The sequence below is a fragment of the Streptomyces sp. BA2 genome (assembly GCF_009769735.1).
In the GTDB taxonomy this organism is placed as follows: Bacteria; Actinomycetota; Actinomycetes; order Streptomycetales; family Streptomycetaceae; genus Streptomyces.
The window spans coordinates 8163258-8180741 of sequence record NZ_WSRO01000002.1 but is presented as its reverse complement, the minus strand read 5'-3'; the positions used below and the strand labels follow the sequence as shown (position 1 = coordinate 8180741).

Genomic DNA, 17484 nt, shown 5'->3' with positions numbered 1-17484 from the left:
CAGCACGCGGAACGAACACATCGGGGTGCGCCATGAGCCACTGGGACGCCGAGAACCAGCGCTGGGTTCCGGAAGGACCACAGCACGGGCAGCCGGAGTACGAGCCGCCGCCACAAGGGCCGTCGCCGTACGAGCCGCAGCCCACACCGCCGTGGGACGCGACCGCACCGGGCCCCGATTCTCCGCACTCACCCGAGCCCGACGCAGTGGTCACCAACCCCCAACGCCGCTTGGTCCTCAGCCTGATTGCCGTCCTCATGTGCGCGGTCCTGGGCGTCGGCACCTGGTTTCTCGTGGACCGCTCGAGCGATAACCGCCCCGGCACACTGCCGGGCCCGGCCACCCCGACGGCAACCAACAGTCCGACCGACGAGCCAACCAACGAGACGACGGACGAACCCACCGAGGAACCCACCGACGAACCCACAGCCACGGACAGCCCGTCCGTCTCCGACGGCGACCCGCCCGCCCCCGGCTACACCCGGGTCGACGACGAGGCCGGATTCACCGTCGATGTACGCAACGGCTGGCAGCGCACCACCGGCGATGCCAGCGTCATATATTCCTCACCTGACGGGACGTACTTCCTCCAGCTCTTCCAGCTCAACGGCCCGGAACCAACCCCGTACGACTCCGCCGCCGAGGCCGAGCGGCTCGCCTCGCAACAGCCCGACTTCGACCTTGTCAGCCTTGCGAGCCAGGGACCGAACACCGACTCCGCCGTCTACCTCGAATACACCTACACCAGCAACACGGCGGGCCATCGACGCATCATGGACCACCGCGCCACAGCGGACGACCACGCCATGTACGCCGTACTCGTCTCAGCCCCCTCCGGCGCAAGGACCACGCAGTCCGAGATACTGCAGAACGCCGTGAACTCCTTCTGCCCGACGGCCTACTGCCCATCCTCATGAGTAACCCTCAGGCCTTCCCCAGTGGTGGCCCGTCCTTGCATCGCGCCCGTCAGTGCGCTGAAGGAGCTGTGCGCCGCGCACGCCGTACAGCGGGTGGCCGGTACGTCGGCGGAAGCGCCAGCTCAGGAGTCTGGTCGGTAGTGCGGCAGGATGAGCACTCGTGTCGCTCCGTCTCGCTTACCTGACCGTCACTAACGTGTTCGCCGCCCTGCGGCTACTACCAATGAGCGACCGCGACAAGGACGCGGAGATCCACGCCCTGCGCCTCTCGGAAGTGTGACGTGAAGTCGAACCCCGGTAGCGATCAGCTTCGTTCGGCGCGCGGGGTCGGTGCAAGGGCTCCGGCCAGGACCTGGTCGACGAGGCGGGAGGCATAGTCGCCGCCGAAGGGCTCGCCGGTGATCAGCAGGCGGTAATAGACCGCGCCCGCCAACCCGTCGAAGATCAGGGTCGGTTGAGCGTCGGCCTTCAGGTCGCCGCGTGCCCGCGCGGTCTCCAGGAGTGCGAGCGGCAGTGCGTTGCGGCGGGCGAAGACCGCCCGTACGGCCTGGCCCACGTCCGCATGGCGGGCGGCGGCCGCGACGAGTTCCGCGACCAGGCCGGCCGACGGGCCGTCCGCCGAGGCGCCGACCCGGCGCATGCGGTCCAGGCCCGCCGCGATGGCTTCGAGATACGCGACGAGGTCGTGCCGGATGTCTCCGGTGTCCGTCACCGGGACGTCGTCCTGGATCTTGGCGACGACGGCGACGATGAGGTGGTCCTTGGTGGGCCAGCGCCGGTAGAGCGTGGTCTTGGCGACCTTGGCCCGCTGGGCGACCTCGTCGATCGAGTAGCCCTCGTACCCGCGCTCCAGGAGCAGTTCGTGCGCCGCCGCGAGGATGCGGGCGTCTGTGCCTTCCCCCCGGGGGCGGCCGCGCCGGGCAGTGGTGGTCATGGGAACGAATTTAACCAGACCACCCCCTTTACGCAACGGCCGTAGCGTAATTATGCTCCCCCCACGTCACCGACCCTGGGGGAGCACGTTGACCACCATCGCTCTGGCCTACAACCCGGCCATGCTGTTGATCCGCTTCCTCTTCGAACTCTTCGCGCTGGGCTGCCTCGGTCTGTGGGCATGGCGCAGGACACCATCACCATGGCGCTGGCTCACCGTGATCGCCCTGCCCGTCTTCGTCGGCTGGGCCTGGGGCGCCTTCGCCGTGTCGGGCGACGAGTCGCGCTCGGGCGAGACCGACTTCGAGACACCGGGCCCGCTCCGGCTGCTCCTCGAACTCTCCGTGTTCTTCGGGGCGGTCGCCGCCCTCCACCATCTGGAGATCCGCCGCGTCGCCCGCTGGTTCCTCGTCGCCCTCGTCGTCTATCACGTCCTCGCCTACGACCGGGTCTGGTGGCTTCTGACGAAGTGACGGGGGCGGGGCGGCGGGGTGGCAGCCCGTGGTTCACCAACTGGCCGTTCCTGGCAGGGCCGTGTCGATTTCCTCCACGATCTGGGCGACGACCTCGTCGGCCAGGCCGTCGAAGTAGAAGTGCGCGCCCGCGAAGAGGTGCTGCCCGATGAGCTGGTCCGCTCCCGCGGCCCACTCCATCAAGTGGCCGGGGGCGACCACCGCGTCGTCCTCGCCGCCGAAGAGCGAGCAGGGGACGGCGATGCGGTCCGCGCCCGCCCGGCGGGGACGCCACTCGCCGACCACCTGGAAGTCGGCGCGCAACCGCGGCTCGTACAGCTGCCAGATGTCGTCGTCCTCGATGATGGTCGGGGGCAGTCCGCCCATGGCCGCGAGGGCGTTTCGCAGCTGCGGTGACGGCAGGGTGTACAGGGGTGGGCCGGCGTCGGCGGCCGGCTCGAAGGGGGCCTCGCAGGAGGAGATGCCGAGCCATGCGGGTTCCGGCAGGAAGCGTTCGGCGAGCTGCTGTGTCATCTCGTACGCGATGAGGGCGCCCATGCTGTGTCCGAAGAGCGCGAACGGCACGTCCAGTCGCGGCGCCACGGCATCCAGAAAATGGGCGGACAGCCCCGGCGCGGTGACGTGGGCGGGCAGCTGACTCAGGGATCCGCGGCCGGGCGCCTCCAGAAGGCAGATGTCCCAGGAGGCCGGGAAGCGCGGAGCCCAGTCCCGGTAGGCGAGATGCGAGCCGCCCGCGTGGTGCAGCAGGAACAGCCGCAGCTCCGGGTCGTCGACCGGGCGCGGGCGGATCACAGAGGCGGCAGTGGTGGCGAGTTCGGTCATGCCCTGTCCTTTTCGGCGGTGACTGCGGCGGCCGCGGTGGCCGCGGTGGAGCGGGGTGCGGTAGTGATGCGCGGGGAAGTGGGGCGGGCGGCCCCGGACGCGCCGTGGGCCGAGCTGCGGATGGCGCGCAGCAAGCGGGTGAGGACCGTGCCGACTCCGATCTCCTTGAACTCCGCGCCGGGGCCGTCAAGTTGTTCGACGGTCCGCTGCCAGAGCACCGGGTGGTCGATCTGGTCCCGCATCAGCTCGATCAGGGAATCGGCGGTGTACGGCCGCGCGGTCCGGTTGGCGATGACGGGGAACGCCGGGGCGGCGAGGGCGGTGGCGCGCAGCACCGGGGCGAAGGCGGCCGCCGCCGGAGTCATATGGCGGGTGTGGAAGGGGCCGCTCACGTTCAGCTCGCGGACGCTGCGGGCGCCCGAGCCGCGCAGCAGGGTGGCCGCCGCCGTCAGTTTCGCCAGCGGTCCGGCAATGATCGTCTGGTCGGCGGTGTTGAGATTGGCCACCTCGACCGACTCGAGCCCGGCACGGCGGAGCAGCAGTCGGATCACCGCCTCGTCCATGCCGCTCACGGCGGACATGCCACCGTCGGTGATCGCGGCCATGGCCCGCGCCCTGGCCGTCACGAGCCGCAGCCCGTCCGCGAAGCCGAAGACCCCGGCCGCCGCGAGGGCGTTGTACTCGCCCAGGCTGTGGCCGATGGCCACGTCCGGGGCGATTTCTTGGGTCAGGGCGGCCGCGTACGCAAGGGAGTTGACGACGTACACGGCGGGCTGGGTGAACTCCGTGTGGGCCAGCCTGCCTTCGGGGTCGTCGAGGCAGAGCTCCCGGATCGAGTAGCCGAGGACGTCATCGGCCTGCGCCGTCTTCTCGGGGAAGCGGTCGAACAGGTCCTTTCCCATGCCGAGGTGCTGTGCGCCCTGGCCGGGGAACATGAAGACACGGGTCACGGGCGCTCCTTGCGCGGGGCGAATCGGCTGTCGGAGAAGAGCAGCGCGGGCCGGTCGGAGAGCACACCGAAGGACTCGGCGCGGCCGAGCAGCAGGGTGTGGTCGCCCGCGGGGTGAGCGTCCTCGACCGCGCAGTCGAAGTAGGCGACGCCATCGAGGAGTACGGGTGCGCCGGAGTACGGTGCCGCGCTCCAGGGGCGTCCGCCGAAGGCCTCGCGTCCCACCGGGCGGGCCGGGTCGGCGAACCAACGGGCGTCGCCCTCCTGCCGGTCGGAGAGCACGGTGACCGCGAACCGCCAGCCGTTCAGGACGTGGTCGTGCAGCCGGGAGCCGCGGCCCAGCGAGACGAGGACCAGCAGCGGGTCCATCGACACGGTGGTGAAGGAGTTCACGGTAGTGCCGTGCGGCTGCCCGTCGACGACAGTGCTGACCACCGTGACACCGGTGGGGAACCGGCCCGCCGTCTGCCGGAAGGCCCGCCGCGCGGCTCCGGCGTCCGGGTGCGCGGCCCTTGCCGTGAGGGCCGGGGGCGCGGCCGGCTGCCGAGTCCTGTCGAGGAGTTCGTCCGCTCCGGTCAGGAGCTCCCCCGCCCCGCTCATGCGCTCAGCTTCTTCAGCGCGTCGAGCTGCGGAAGGCCGTCGAGGACGACCTTCGTGGGCAGCCCGAAGTCGATGAGGCAGGCGATCTCGTCGACACCGAGGCCTTTGAGGCGCTCGACGACCCGGGCCGCCTTGGGGACTGTGCCGAGCAGCCCGCCGTCGTCGTAATAGCGGTCGAAGGCCCGGTCCACCAGGAAGTCCAGGTCCTTCTCGCGGAGCTTGGCCGGATCGAGGCGCCGCGCACTGGTGTGGGCCCCTGAACCGAGGAGCAGCCCCACCGACGTGCGCAGGTAGTCCCGCAGCGGCTCTTGGACCAGGTCCCGGGCGGTGTCCTCGTCGTCGTGCAGATAGGTGTGGACCATCACCACGACGTGGCCCCGCCAGCCGTCGGCGTCGGGGCGGGCGGCCACGGCCTCGCGATAGGCGGTGATCTTCGTGGCAAGCTCGTCGATGTCCTGGCCGAGCAGATGCGTCAGGACACCGGCGCCCAGCGTGCCGGCGTTGCGGAAGGTCTCGATGCCACCCGCGCTGGTGATCCACACCGGCAGCTCGCGCTGCACGGCACGCGGATAGGACCGCACCCGCTGCGTCTTGCCGGTGCCGTCGACGACCTCCGCCTCCTCGCCGCGCCACAGCCCGCGGACCTGCCGCACGGTGTCGAGGAGGACCTCACGACGGTTCTCGTACGACTCCGGGCGCAGCGCGAAGTCCGTCGCGTGCCAGCCCGAGGCGAAGGCGAGTCCGACCCGGCCGCCGGAGATGTTGTCGACGACCGACCACTCCTCGGCGATCCGCAGCGGATGGTGCAGCGGTGCGACGACGCTGCCCGCGCGGACCGCGACCCGTCTTGTGGCCGCGGCGATGGCGGCGCCGGTCACCGCGGGATTGGGGTAGAGCCCCCCGAAGGGGTGGAAGTGCCGCTCTGGCGTCCATACGGCGGTGAAGTCGTGCTCATCGGCGAAGCGCGCTCCGTCGAGGACCAGGTCGTAGCGGCTGCCGCCGTCGCCGGGCGCGGTGCTGTCGTTGCCGAAGTAGAACAGGCTGAAGTCCATGTGTGTCTCTCTGACGGTCCATCTGGCGGACGGGAGGCGGGGTGGATGTCGTTCCTGGGAGCAGGAGTTCAGGCTTGGGTCGACCCCGCGGGCTCGGCCGCTCGTTGCTCCGGCTGCGGGTGTGCCCGAGTGCGGGCCGCCCAGGCCCCGACCGCGGGGAAGGCGAGACCGCCGGCGAGCACCACGGCCCCGAAAAGCAGCCAGCCCGGCCAGCCCCAGCCGATGATCACGGCGGTGGTGAGGGCCGGAGTGACGGCAGCGCCCACACGCTGCGCGAGATTGAAGAGCCCCTGGTACTGCCCGTGTGCGTCTTCGGGAGCCAGGTCGTAGGAGAGCGCCCAGGACCCGGCCGAGTGCAGCATCTCTCCGCATACGTGGACGAAGGCGCCGACGATCAGGCAGACGGCCGCGACCCAGGCGGGCTGCCCGGCGGACAGGGCGAAACAGGCGCAGGCGACGGCGAGCAGGATGCCGGATCTGCGGAGGGCGCGTGTTCCGCCGCGTACGTCCTCGGCACCCTTGCTCATCCGTACCTGGAACAGCACGCACATCGCGGTGTTGATGAAGATGATCCCGGCGTACAGCGAGGCCGGAGCGTCGGTGCGGTGGGCGATCCAGATGGGCAGGGCCACGGTGAGCAGCGCGTCGGTGCCGAGCACAAGGACCGCGTTGAGGGCCGCCACGGTCAGGTACGGGACGTCGCGCAGCACATGCCGCCGGTCCACGCCGTCCTTGGCCGCGGCCGCCGCCCTGGTGGGCGGCAGCGGCAGCGGCAGGCACATCAGGCCCGCGACGACGAACAGGGCGCCGCTGCCGAGCAGCAGCACGGTGTAGAGCGCCGCGGAGTGGACGGCGAGCGCCGCGCCGCCGAGCAGGGTGCCGAGCGAGAGCCCGACGTTGATGACCGACTGCAGATAGGCGCGGGCGCGTACCCGCTCGGCCGCAGGAAGGGCCTCCGCGATCAGTGCGCCACGGGCGGCCGCCCCCGCGGCGTCCATCATCGAGGCGAGGGCGACGACGGCCAGGAAGCCGGTGAAGCCGCCGACGAAGGCGTAGCCGCAGACCACCACGCCCTGCACGACGCCGAACACCACGGAGGTGTTGCGGGAGCCGAGCCGGTCCGACAACTGCCCTGCCGGGATGCTCACCACCATCGCGAGGACGGCGGCGACGGTGAGACCGAGGCCCACGCGCTCCGCCGGGATGCCCACGGAGCGGATGAAGAACAGCACGCTGACGGAGAGCAGGAAGCCGTTGGCGACCGTCCGGGCCAGATTGCTCGCGGCGAGGACGCGCACCACACCGGGCGGGGGCTTGAGATCTCGGAGGATCGTGGGGATCGGGAGCGACATCGGACTTCCTGAACTTGTCGTAGACGGGGGGTGGTTGGAGGCTGCGGACCGGGCGTGACGCGGACCGGGTGCCAGGAGAACCGGGTGCTAGGAGAACCGGGTGCTAGGAGAACCGCTGCCGCAGCGCGGGGCGGTCGATCTTCCCGTTGGGGTTGAGCGGCATGGCGGCCAGCTGCTCGAAGCGGCGCGGCACCATGTGCACGGGCACCTGCTTGCGCAGCCAGAGCATGACGTCGGTGGGCTTCACCGGCTCGCCCGTGTAGCAGCCGACCAGCTCGGTCTCGTCGCGGCCCGGTACGGCCACCACCACGGCGTCGGCCAGCGCCGGGTGGCGGCGCAGCGCGGACTCGATCTCGCCGAGCTCGATGCGATAGCCGCGCACCTTCACCTGGTTGTCGAGGCGCCCGAGGTGCGTCAGGGTGCCGTTCTCCCGGCGGACGCGGTCGCCGGTGCGGTAGTAGTGCGCGGGGGTGAGCGGGCCCTCACCCCGGTAGACCTCGCCCCGGTAGACCTCGGCCGGGTGGTCGCCGGCCGGGTCGTAGGAAAGGAAGCGGCCCGCGTCGTCGGCCGGGTCGAGATAGCCGTCGAAGCGCTGCGAGCCGCGGACGCACAGCTCGCCCTCCTCGGCGGGGCGGCCCGACTCGTCGAGGACGACATGGTCGAGGAAGCCGTAGACGGGGCCGATGGGCACGGTCCCGTTGGACGAGTCGGGCCAGTCGTCCGGGTCCTCGGGGAGCCTGAACTCGGTGCAGGCGACGGTGAGTTCGGTGGGGCCGTAGACGTTCTCGATCCGCGCCTTGGGCGCCGCCGCCCGCCACAGCCGGGCCTGGCGGTCGGTGAGCTGCTCACCGATGAAGATGCCGTAGCGCAGCTGGGTCGCCTCGCCCGCGGGCAGGTTGCCGAGGCCCGCCGTCACGGACACCACCGAAGGCACCGAGAACCAATGAGTGAGGGACCGTTCGACTACGTACTCGACCGGCTTGAGCAGTTCGATGCGCTGCGGCACGACGAGGGTGGCGCCGCCGCCCCAGGTGACGAAGAGGTCGAAGACCGACGGGTCGAAGGTGAGGTCGAAGGTGTGCGAGACCCGGCAGCCGGGGCCGACCTCGAAGCGTTCGATGTTGTGGGCGATGTACGGCGCGAGATTGCGGTGCTTGACCGGTACGCCCTTGGGCCGCCCCGTGGAGCCGGAGGTGAACAGGACGTACGCGATGTCGTCGGGTGTGGCGGTACGCGGCGGCAGCACCCCCTGCGCGTACGGCAGCCCGGCCGTCGCGTCGTCGTCGAGCCGGACCACGGTGAGCCCCGACTGCCCCTGAGCTGCCTCCAGTTGGGCGGCACCACCGTCGTCCACCACGAGGACGTCGGCGCGGGCGAGCTCGCACACGGCACGGTTACGGCGGGCCGGGTAGCCCGGGTTGAGCGGGGTCACCGTGGCGCCGAGGCGCTGCGCGGCGAGATAGCCCGCGAAGGCGGTGAGGCTGCGCGATGCCAGCAGGGCGATCCTGGCGGGGGGCTTGCCGTGCGCCTCGACGAGTGCGGCGGCGACCGCGCAGGCCCGCTCGTCGAGCTGCCGGTAGGTGAGGGTTTGGCCCTTCACCTCCAGGGCGGGCTCGTCGGGGTAACGGTCCACGGAGCTCGCGAACCAGTCGTACAGCGTGCGGTCGTTCATCGGGTTCCTTGCGTGCTGAGGGTGCCTTGCGGGGCGTCTTCGCGCAGTGCCACGTGGCCGAGGAGCTCCGCGTAGCCGCCGCGGCGCCGCGCGGCGAAGTCGAGGCTGCGCAGCAGGAGTTCGCCGGTGGGCCGGGGGTCGTGGCCGCCGCTGCTGAGCCAGGACTGCCAGGCCTTGGCCTCGATCCGGGTGGCGCCGAGGGCGAAACGGCCCATGGCGCGCGGGGCGAGCGGGTCGAGCGTCTCGTTCTCGTGGTCCAGGGCGCGCAGCGCGATGTCGCGCTGCCACTGGCGCTCGGTGACGGTGGACGTCGGGCGGTCCGCGGCCGCGAGCAGCTCGAAGAGTCGCTGTGCGGTCACGGTGTCCTCGCCGACCAGGTGGTAGGCGCGGCCCTCCGACACCGGGGAGAGGGCGAGTTCGGCGATGGCGCGGGCCGCGAGATCGACCGGGCTCACGGCCAGCGGGCGCTCGTCCCTCGGGTGCGCCCCGACGGCCAAGGCGCCGGCGAGCAGCCGCCACAGCGGGTGGTCGGGGTCGCAGGCGCCGGAGGCGGCGCTGCCGAGCAGCAGCCCCGTACGGAACACCCGGACCCGCATGCCGTCCTGTTCGGCCCGCCCCAGCAGGCGCTCACCGACCCAGGCGGCGACGGCCCCGCCGTGCATGCCGGGGCGCAGCGGCTGTTCCCGGGTCTCCTCGACGCGGCTCTCTGCGCCGAGTCCGGCGCCGCAGGCGCTGAGGGTGGAGAGCAGGGTGATGTCTTCGATGCCGTGGCCGCGCATCCAGGTGAGCAGCGCGGCGAACGGCAGGACGGTGTCGTCGCGCAGCTCCTCGTACGGTCCTGTGAGCCCGAACGGCGCGGACGTGTGCACCACCCGGCCCACCCCGGCCGGGAGTTGAGCGGCCGCCGGCCCGGCGAACAGCCCGGCGAGCCCGGCCGGTCCTGCCAGCAGCAACGGCACCCGTGCGGGGTCGGGGGCCGGTAGCGCACAGGCCTCGGCCCGCGCCCTGAGCAGCTCCCGGCCCTCGGCCTCGCCGGCCACGGGCAGCACACAGTGCACGCGGCCCTCGCCCGACCTCAGCAGCTCGTGCAGTACGAAGGTGTCGAGGAAGCCGGTGGCGCTGGTCAGCAGAGTGTCCCCGGCAGCCGTGGCCCCGGTTCCGATTCCGGTATTGGGGTGCACCTCGCCCAGGGGGAGGCGGAGGTCGGCGTCGACCAGGTCGGCCTCGGTGGCCGGGGCCGGTGCCGGTGCCGCACAGGGGCGGGCGGCCGTGGCTTCGGCGGTGTCCGGTGCGCTTGTGAGGCCGCGTACGATCTCGGCCGTTCTGCGCGCGGTGGCCTGGGCCCCGCCCACCCGGTAGACGTTCACGGCGACGCCGAACTGTCGCTGGACGCCTGCCTCCACGCGCATCGCGGTGAGGGAGTCACCGCCCAGCTCGCCGAACTGCTCATCCGGGCCGAGGTCGGTGCGGCCGAAGATCTGCCGCCACAGCTCGAGGAGCGCGCGCAGTACGGAATCGCCCTCGTCCGGCGCCTCGTCTCCCGGCGCCTCGTCTCCCGGCGCTTCGTCTCCCGGCGTGGCGACGGCTGCGGGGGCGGTCTCCGCGGTCCGCGCGGGGGGCGCGGCCGGCGGGGGCAGGTGGTCGAGGGCCCAGTAACGGCCGCGCGTGAAGGGGTAGGTGGGCAGGGCGAGCCGCTGTCCGCGGCCGTCCGCGAGGGCTGCCCAGTCGACCTCGATGCCATGCAGCCAGGCGGCGGTGACGGCCGCGTCCAGTCGGTCGGCGAGCAGAGGCCTGGAGCCGGGATTGCCGCAGTCGGGGCCTCCGGGGTCTGCGGGGTCTGCGGGGTTGCCGTCGGGGTCTTCCAGCGGCAGGACGTGGTCGATCTCCGTGCCTTCGAGGGCCTGGTGGCCTGCGTGCCTGTCCACCCCCGGGCCGATCAGGATCGTGAACCTGCCTGCCGGTACGGTCAGTTCGTCTCCGGTGACTGTGACGACCTCGGCACGTCCGCCGAACGCGGTGTGCAGGCGGGTGAGGACGGGCCGGGCCACCGCGGCCGGTGCCGAGACCACCAGTTGCACCCGGCGCAGTGCCTTCGGCGCGGGCTCGGCGGGAGCGCGCAGGGCATCGGCGAGCAGGGCGCGGTCGTCGGCCGGGCGGACGGTCACCACGCGGCGGTGGGCCTGGCCGGTGCGGCCGACCCGCAGGGTGTGGGCCACATCGGCGACCGGCAGGGCCGGGTCCTGCTCCAGGGCATCGGCCAGGTTCCGGGCCACTGCGTCGAGTTCGGCCTCGTCGCGGGCCGACAGGACGAGCCTGGCCTGCTCGCGCTCGGGGGCCGGGGCGCGGGTCGGGGCGGGCGGCGGACCGATGACCGCGGTGGCGTTGGTGCCACCGAGGCCCATGGAGTTGACCAGAGTGTAGGGGGCTCCGTCGGCGGCGGCGCCCGCGTCCCGGGAGATCGTGAAGGGGCTTTCGGCGAGCACGCCGGGGTTGCGCGGGCGCTCGAAGAGCGGGTGTGGCGGGAGCCGGCCGGTGCGGGCCACCTGGATCGCCTTGATCAGTCCGGCGATACCGGCCGCGGGCCCGCAGTGCCCGATGTTGGCTTTGACGGAGCCGAGGCCGCAGTACCCGGTCAGCGCCGGCCCAGAACCGGCCCGCAGGCCCGCGGTCAGTCCGCGCAGCTCGATCTGGTCGCCCAGCGGGGTACCGGAACCATGAGCCTCGACATAACGCAGCTGGTCGCCGCGGACCCCGGCCACATCGAGGGCCGCAGCCACGACGTCGGCGAGCCCCGCGGGGCTGGGGGCGGTGAAGCCGGAGCGGTTGGAGCCGTCGTTGCCGACGGCGGTGCCCCGTACGACGGCGAGCACGGGGTCGCCGTCGCGCTGGGCGTCGGCGAGCCGGCGCAGCACCACCACTCCGACGCCCGAGCTGAAGGACGTACCGGTCGAGCGGGCATCGAACGGCCGGCAGTAGCCGTCCTTCGAGGAGAGCGCGCCCACCTGGTGGCGGTAGCCGAGCATCGGCTCATTGACCGAGGCGCCGCCCGCGAGGGCCATGTCGCACTCGCCGGACAGCAGGCTGAGAACCGCGTAGTGCACTGCGGTCAGCGAGGACGAGCAGGCGGTCTGCACACCGATGGACGGTCCGCGCAACCCCAGCTTGTACGCGACCCGGGACGGCAGGAAGTCGCCGAGACCGCCCAGATGCAGGGCCACGTCGTCGACAGCCGCGATGACACCGCCGGCCAGCGCTCGGGAAGTCTGCAAGGCCGCGAGGTAGGTGCTGGGACTGCCGCCCGCGAAGACGCCGGTGACCAGGCTGTCGCCGATCGGCGGGCGGCCCGCGGACTCCAGGGCCTGCCAGCAGGCCTCCAGGAAAATGCGCTGTTGGGGGTCGGTGGCCTCGGCCTCGGAGGGCGAGTAGCCGAAGAAGTCGGCGGCGAACTCCGCGGCGCCCGGGATGCCGGCCGCCCGCTTCACGTACTCGGGCGAGGCGAGCAGCTCTTCGCTCAGGCCCGCCGCGCGCAGCCGGTCGGGATCGAGGTCCCGGATCGCGACCTGACCGGTCGCGATGTTCTGCCAGAACTCGTGCGGGCTCCAGGCGTCGGGGAAACGGCAGCCGACGCCTATGACGGCTATCGCCCCGTCCATCGCCCCGTCGTCGTTCAAGTCGGCGGTGGGGCTCATGCGGAGCCCTCCGGCGAGGCAGTGCGACGGTTGCGGCCGATGAGGCCGGACCGGCCCCGGACCACACCGGTCTCCGGCTGCTGCGGGGCGGGGGCGGCGGCAGCGGTGGCGCTGCCGAGGAGGAAAGCCACCTGGGCCTCCACCGTGCTGTGCTCGAAGAGGTCGGCGGCATCGAGCTCGCGACCGGTGAGCTCGCCGAGCCGGTCCAGGAGCACGATGAGCAGCAGCGAATCCCCGCCTGCCTCGAAGAAGTTGACGTCGCGCGGCGCATCGGGCACATCAAGCACCTCGCTCCAGGCGTCGGCCACCAGGTCGGCGAGCTCGTCCGTGGTGCGCGGGGCGTCGGTCTTCGGCTGGGAAACGGTGTCGAGCACAGGGGCCTCCGGATCGTTGGACAGGTCGCGGGCGGCCCGCGCCAGGTCGGCAAGTAGCTCGTCGACGGTCGGCCCGTCGAACAGAGCGGTGAGATGGACAAGGGAGAAGACGAGGCCGTCCGCGCCGCCGGTGCAGGTCAGCTCCAGCTCGTACTTGGCCTTCAGCCGAGGCGGGACCACATAGCGGGCCCCTGCCGCACCGCTGAGCCGCGGCGGCTGCGGCGCTTCGTCGACGGCGTTCAGATACACCGGGGTGACGGGCGGCCTGCTCAGATCGCGGTCCGGGTGCAGCGCGGCGGCCAGTGCGTCGAAGGGCGTGTCCGCGTACCGGTACGCGATGAGCGCCGACTCCCGCACTCGGGCGAGGAGTTCACGCCAGGTCGGTCCGTCCGCCAGATCCGCCCGTACGAGCAGCGTGTTGACGAACATGCCGACCGCTTCGGCACGCCCGGTGCCGTCGCGGCCCGCCCAGGGGAACGCGAACAGGAAGTCCCGCTGGCCGGAGCGCCGGGCCAGAGCGGCCGCGAGGAGGGTGGCCGCGGTCATGAAGGTGGTGCAGCGCTGTTCCGCCGCGATCTCCCTGATCCGCTGCGGGAGTTCACCGGTCAGCCGTGCCTCACGGTGGTCCGCGTCGGTCGACTGCGTCTTGGTACGCGCCCGGTCGTGCGGCAGCTCGATATCGGTGGGCGCCCCGCGCAGCGCGGCGAGCAGCCTCTCCGTCCCGTCCGTGACCGCGCCCGCGCCGTCCGTGGGCACCGCGGCCGGGTGGCCCGGCTCCGGGAGGAGGAGCGGCACGCCCGTGGTCAGAGCCCGGTAGGTCTGCGCGATGTCCCGCATGACCAGCTCCAGGGACCAGCCGTCGGAGACGATGTGATGCACGCCGTACACCAGCAGTGTGCGGTCGTCGGCGACTGCGATCACCGAGCCGCGCGCCGGTGCGTCGGCGGCGAGGTCGAACGGCGTCCAGCACAGCTCGCCGATGCGCGCATCGAGCTCGGCCTCCGCCCAGCCGGTGCCGTCTTCCAGGACGACACCGGGGACCGCTCCGTCCGTGCGGTAGACGATCTTGCGGGCCTTGGCATCGAGCGCGAAGCGGGAGCGCAGGCCCGGGTGCCGGGCGAGCGTACGGGCGAAGGCTTCGCGCAAGGCCTCGCGGTCCACGGCGCCGGTGAACTCGACGACGCTGGGGGCGAGATACGCCGTGCGCTGGGCGGGCAGCCGGTCCATGAACCAGAGCCGCTGTTGTACGGGAGTGGCCGGGTGCGGGCCCTGGGCGTCCCACTCGGCGGCGGTACGCGCCATGTGCTGTTTCCGGTCCCGGCCCTCCGCTGTCTCCTGCGCCTCCTGCCTCTCCTGCGTCTCCGCCAGGCAGCGGGCCAGCCCGGCCACGGTCGGCTCGGCGAGGAAGGCCCGCAGCGAAACGGCCGTGCCCCATTGCCGTTCGGCCTCGGCCAGCAACCGGACGGCGAGCAGCGAGTGTCCGCCCAGGGTGAAGAAGTCCGCGTCGGGGCCGAGGGATGCCGGGTCAGGTGCGGGGGTGAGCACGGATACGAGGAGGGCGGCCGCCCGGCGCTGCGCCGGGGTGAGTGCGGCGGTGGGGGCGGCGTGCGGCAGCGGCCGGTCGCGCAGCCCGGCCAGGGCCGCGAAGTCGACCTTGTCGTTGACCGTGCGGGGCAGGGCGGCCACGGCGTAGATCTCGGCGGGCAGGACGGCGGCGGGCAGCCAGCGCAGCAGCGGGCGGACCACCTCCTCGCGGGACGGGCGCGCCTCGCCGACCCGGTACTCGTCGGCGAGTTCGACGTACGCGGCGAGCGCGGGCGGCGTTCCCACCGCGTGCACGGCCGCGGCCGCGACGGCCGGGTTCTCCTCGATGAGGCGGGTGACCTCGCCCGGCTCGATGCGATTGCCGAGAATCTTGACCTGGTCGTCGGCCCGGCCGAGATAGCCGAGGCTGCCGTCCGCGCGCAGCACCACGCGGTCGCCGGTCCGGTACATGCGGGTGCCGGGTGCACCGAACGGGTCGGGCAGGAAGGCCTGTTCGGTGAGGTCCGGCCGGTTCAGATAGCCGAGCGCCACACCGGCGCCCGCCACGTACAGCTCGCCGGGGACGGTCGGCGGCAGTTCCTCGCCGTGCGGCCCGAGCACATAGGCGCGGGTGCCGGGCAGCGGCACACCGATCGCGGGGGCCTGGTCGTCGGCCGGGTCGACCGCGGCGTAAGTGCTGTTGCAGGACGCCTCGGTGGGACCGTAGACATTGCGGACCGCGGTGCCCCAGCGGCGTACGCATGCCGTGGCCAGCCTGCGCGGGAGGGCCTCGCCTCCGGAGTAGAGGACGCGCAGGGTGGTGGCGGCCGCTCCGGCGGGGGTGTTGTCCTCGTCGGCATCCAGCATGGCGTGCAGCAGGCTGGGCGTCAGCGAGCCGCCGACGGTCGCGCCCTCAGGCCTCCGGACCAGGCGGAGCAGGGCGCGCGGGTCGCGCCGCTCCACGTCGTCGGCGACGATCAGGCGGGCGCCGGCCAGCAGTGCTTCCACGACGTTGAAGGCGGCGGGGTCGAAGGCGGTACCCGCCGTGAGCAGCAGCCGGTCGTCCGGGCCGAGTCCGCAGTCCCGGCCCCACCACTGCGCGGTATTGAGCAGCCCACGGTGCGGGACGAGTACACCCTTGGGGCGGCCGGTGGTGCCGGAGGTGTAGATCACCGCGGCGGGGTCGTCACCGGCTGGCTGCTCACCGGCGAACGGCATCAACCCGGAGCCCTGTGCGCGTAGTTCGTCGAGCAGTACCGGCTTGGCACCGGTGTCGAGGCCGGCGAGATGGTCGACGCCCTCCGCACAGACCAGCACCACTTGGGCCGCGGTCTCGCCGAGGATGAACTCGATGCGCGCGGCCGGGGTGTCCATCGCCAGCGGCACGAACGCCGCCCCGGCCCGCAGCACCCCGAGCCACCCGGCGACCAGGGACGCGCCCCGCGCCGAGAGCACCGGCACCAGGTCTCCCCGCCCGACGCCATGCGCCCGCAGCTGCCCGGCCACGGTCCGCGACCAGGCATCGAGCTCACCCCAGGTGAGATTCCGTCCCGCACAGGTGACGGCGACGGCGTCCGGGGCGGCGGTGGCGAGGCGGTGTTCGAGCAGGGGCAGCACGGTCGAGGCGCCGGTTCCGCGTGCGGAGGGCCCGGCGCCGGTCAGTACCCCGTACGGCAGCTCCCCCGACGCCCGCCGGGTCACCGGGAGTTCACGCAGCCGCGACTCCGGGTCGGCGACGGCCGCGGTCAGCAGGGCACGGTAGCTCTCGGCGACGTGGGCGGCGGTCTCGGCCCGGTAGCGGTCGGTGGCGTACTCGATGGTGGCGGAAAGACCGCCGTCGGGCGCGTACTCGAGGATCAGGGACAGGTCCTGCTTGGCGGTGCCGGTGGGGAGCAGGACGGGCGGGTGCCAGGGGTGGCGGCCCCCGGGGTCGGCGGCCGGTGCGTTCTGGAGCACGAATCCCACGTCGGCGAGGTTGCCCCGGACCGCGGCGGTCAGCCGGTCGAACGGGAGCCTCTGATGGGCCAGAACCCGGAAGGCCTCGCCGCGCGACGCCGTGCACAGCTCGGCGAAGGTGGCCTCGGGATCGGGTGCGCAGTGCAGCGGAACACTGTTGACGAAGAAGCCGACGAGGCCCTCCACCGCGGGGTGCGGCCGGTTGGCCGCGACCGTGCCGAGCAGGAACTCACGCCGCCCGGTCCAGCGCTGCACCACGGCCTGGAAGGCGGCGAACAGCACGACGAACGGGGTGACCTTGAGCCGCTTGGCCAGGGCGTCGACCGCTGCCGAGAGCTCCGCGTCGAGCGCGAACCGGTGCTGCTCCCCGCGGCGGTCACCCTCGGCGGTGCGGCGGCGTGGCGGGCAGGGCCCGAGTTCAAGCTCGCCGACCGCCCCGGCGAGCCGCGCGGCCCGTTCGCGGACGCGGGCCTCCAGCGCGGGGCCGTCGGCGACGGCACGGTCCCAGACAGCGAAGTCCGCGTACTGCACGGGCAGTTCGGGAAGGACCGGGCGTGCGCCCGTGAGCGCCTGCCGGTACGCGTCCGCGAGGTCGCCGTAGAGCGCGCCGAGGGACCATCCGTCGATCGCGATGTGGTGGACGGTGAGCAGCATGGTGCCGGGCCCGTCGTCCTCCTGCCACACCGTGCAGCGCAGCGGCGGCCCGGCGTCGAGGGCGAAGGGCGCGCGGGCCTCCTTGGCCAGCTCCGGATCGTCCGGCGGCCCCGACTCGATGACGGTCAGGGGTACGCGGACGGAGCCGGGCTCGGCCATGTGCTGGACCGCGGCCCCGTCACGTACCGCATAGCTCGTACGCAGCACCTCGTGCCGCGCGACGACCGCGGCCAGGGCCGCGGTGAGCGCCGGGACGCTGATGCGCTCGCGCCAGCGGCTCAGGAGCGGCACGTTGTAGACCGCGGAGTCGGGCGCTGCCTGGTGGATGAACCAGAGCCGCTCCTGCGCGGGCGACAGCGGCGCGACGGTGGCCGCGAGGCGCTGGGGTGCCGGGGGCACGGCAGGGGAGGACGGGCGCGGCTGCGCCATCGGGGGTTCCTTCCTCAAGTGGTGCACCACGTGGTGCGTCAAGCAGTGGGCTACGTAAGCGGGTTGGGCCGGGCACGCATCGTGCGGA

11 protein-coding genes are annotated in these 17484 nt (G+C 72.7%); 2 read left to right on the top strand and 9 right to left on the bottom strand.

Translation table 11 applies throughout. The features are described from left to right. Positions 1-32 precede the first annotated feature (32 nt). Positions 33-917, top strand: coding sequence for a serine/arginine repetitive matrix protein 2 (locus E5671_RS39230; protein WP_160508980.1), 885 nt, complete (start codon positions 33-35; stop codon positions 915-917). Positions 918-1221: 304 nt separating this feature from the next. On the opposite strand, the gene E5671_RS39225 is transcribed toward E5671_RS39230, so the two are convergent. Next, positions 1222-1851 (bottom strand): TetR/AcrR family transcriptional regulator, encoded by a 630-nt coding sequence (locus tag E5671_RS39225; RefSeq protein WP_160508979.1) that lies wholly within the window; start codon positions 1849-1851, stop codon positions 1222-1224. A gap of 88 nt (positions 1852-1939) precedes the next feature. On the opposite strand from E5671_RS39225, the gene E5671_RS39220 reads away from it, so the two are divergent. Then, on the top strand, positions 1940-2323 hold the full coding sequence (locus tag E5671_RS39220) for a YrdB family protein (RefSeq protein WP_237330334.1): 384 nt from the start codon (positions 1940-1942) through the stop codon (positions 2321-2323). Positions 2324-2356: 33 nt separating this feature from the next. Here E5671_RS39220 and E5671_RS39215 read toward each other — a convergent pair whose 3' ends face one another. The 8 genes from E5671_RS39215 to E5671_RS39180 all read right to left on the bottom strand — a co-directional run bounded on the left by E5671_RS39215 (position 2357) and on the right by E5671_RS39180 (position 17396). Beyond that, the gene (locus E5671_RS39215; protein ID WP_160508977.1) at positions 2357-3145 is read right to left on the bottom strand and encodes a thioesterase II family protein; all 789 of its coding nucleotides are present in this window, start codon (positions 3143-3145) and stop codon (positions 2357-2359) included. Then, positions 3142-4095 carry an ACP S-malonyltransferase gene (fabD, locus tag E5671_RS39210; protein WP_160508976.1) on the bottom strand — a complete coding sequence of 318 codons (954 nt, stop codon included), beginning with the start codon at positions 4093-4095 and terminating at the stop codon, positions 3142-3144. Before fabD ends, E5671_RS39215 begins: the two co-directional genes overlap by 4 nt. Beyond that, positions 4092-4694 carry a flavin reductase family protein gene (locus tag E5671_RS39205; protein ID WP_160508975.1) on the bottom strand — a complete coding sequence of 201 codons (603 nt, stop codon included), beginning with the start codon at positions 4692-4694 and terminating at the stop codon, positions 4092-4094. The genes fabD and E5671_RS39205 overlap by 4 nt, the downstream gene beginning before the upstream one ends. After that, complete coding sequence (locus E5671_RS39200) at positions 4691-5746, bottom strand: MupA/Atu3671 family FMN-dependent luciferase-like monooxygenase (RefSeq protein WP_160508974.1); 1056 nt, start codon at positions 5744-5746, stop codon at positions 4691-4693. The genes E5671_RS39205 and E5671_RS39200 overlap by 4 nt, the downstream gene beginning before the upstream one ends. A 68-nt stretch (positions 5747-5814) precedes the next feature. Beyond that, positions 5815-7098, bottom strand: a complete 1284-nt coding sequence (locus tag E5671_RS39195; RefSeq protein ID WP_160508973.1) for an MFS transporter — start codon at positions 7096-7098, stop codon at positions 5815-5817. 103 nt (positions 7099-7201) lie between these two features. After that, entirely contained in the window at positions 7202-8770 is a 1569-nt protein-coding gene (locus tag E5671_RS39190) for an amino acid adenylation domain-containing protein (RefSeq protein WP_160508972.1), read from the bottom strand. Next, a complete protein-coding gene (locus E5671_RS39185) occupies positions 8767-12459 on the bottom strand; it encodes a beta-ketoacyl synthase N-terminal-like domain-containing protein (RefSeq protein ID WP_202121437.1) in 3693 nt (1230 codons plus the stop codon). The genes E5671_RS39190 and E5671_RS39185 overlap by 4 nt, the downstream gene beginning before the upstream one ends. Continuing rightward, positions 12456-17396: a non-ribosomal peptide synthetase gene (locus tag E5671_RS39180; RefSeq protein ID WP_160508971.1), complete on the bottom strand. Its 4941-nt coding sequence runs from the start codon at positions 17394-17396 to the stop codon at positions 12456-12458. The genes E5671_RS39185 and E5671_RS39180 overlap by 4 nt, the downstream gene beginning before the upstream one ends. Positions 17397-17484 lie beyond the last annotated feature (88 nt).

Excerpts from the sequence above, each read along its gene's own strand:
- E5671_RS39230 (WP_160508980.1), top strand. The coding sequence starts at position 33 with ATGAGCCACTGGGACGCCGAGAACCAGCGCTGGGTTCCGGAAGGACCA.
- E5671_RS39225 (WP_160508979.1), bottom strand. The coding sequence starts at position 1,851 with ATGACCACCACTGCCCGGCGCGGCCGCCCCCGGGGGGAAGGCACAGAC.
- E5671_RS39215 (WP_160508977.1), bottom strand. The coding sequence starts at position 3,145 with ATGACCGAACTCGCCACCACTGCCGCCTCTGTGATCCGCCCGCGCCCG.
- E5671_RS39205 (WP_160508975.1), bottom strand. The coding sequence starts at position 4,694 with ATGAGCGGGGCGGGGGAGCTCCTGACCGGAGCGGACGAACTCCTCGAC.
- E5671_RS39200 (WP_160508974.1), bottom strand. The coding sequence starts at position 5,746 with ATGGACTTCAGCCTGTTCTACTTCGGCAACGACAGCACCGCGCCCGGC.
- E5671_RS39195 (WP_160508973.1), bottom strand. The coding sequence starts at position 7,098 with ATGTCGCTCCCGATCCCCACGATCCTCCGAGATCTCAAGCCCCCGCCC.
- E5671_RS39190 (WP_160508972.1), bottom strand. The coding sequence starts at position 8,770 with ATGAACGACCGCACGCTGTACGACTGGTTCGCGAGCTCCGTGGACCGT.
- E5671_RS39185 (WP_202121437.1), bottom strand. The coding sequence starts at position 12,459 with ATGAGCCCCACCGCCGACTTGAACGACGACGGGGCGATGGACGGGGCG.
- E5671_RS39180 (WP_160508971.1), bottom strand. The coding sequence starts at position 17,396 with ATGGCGCAGCCGCGCCCGTCCTCCCCTGCCGTGCCCCCGGCACCCCAG.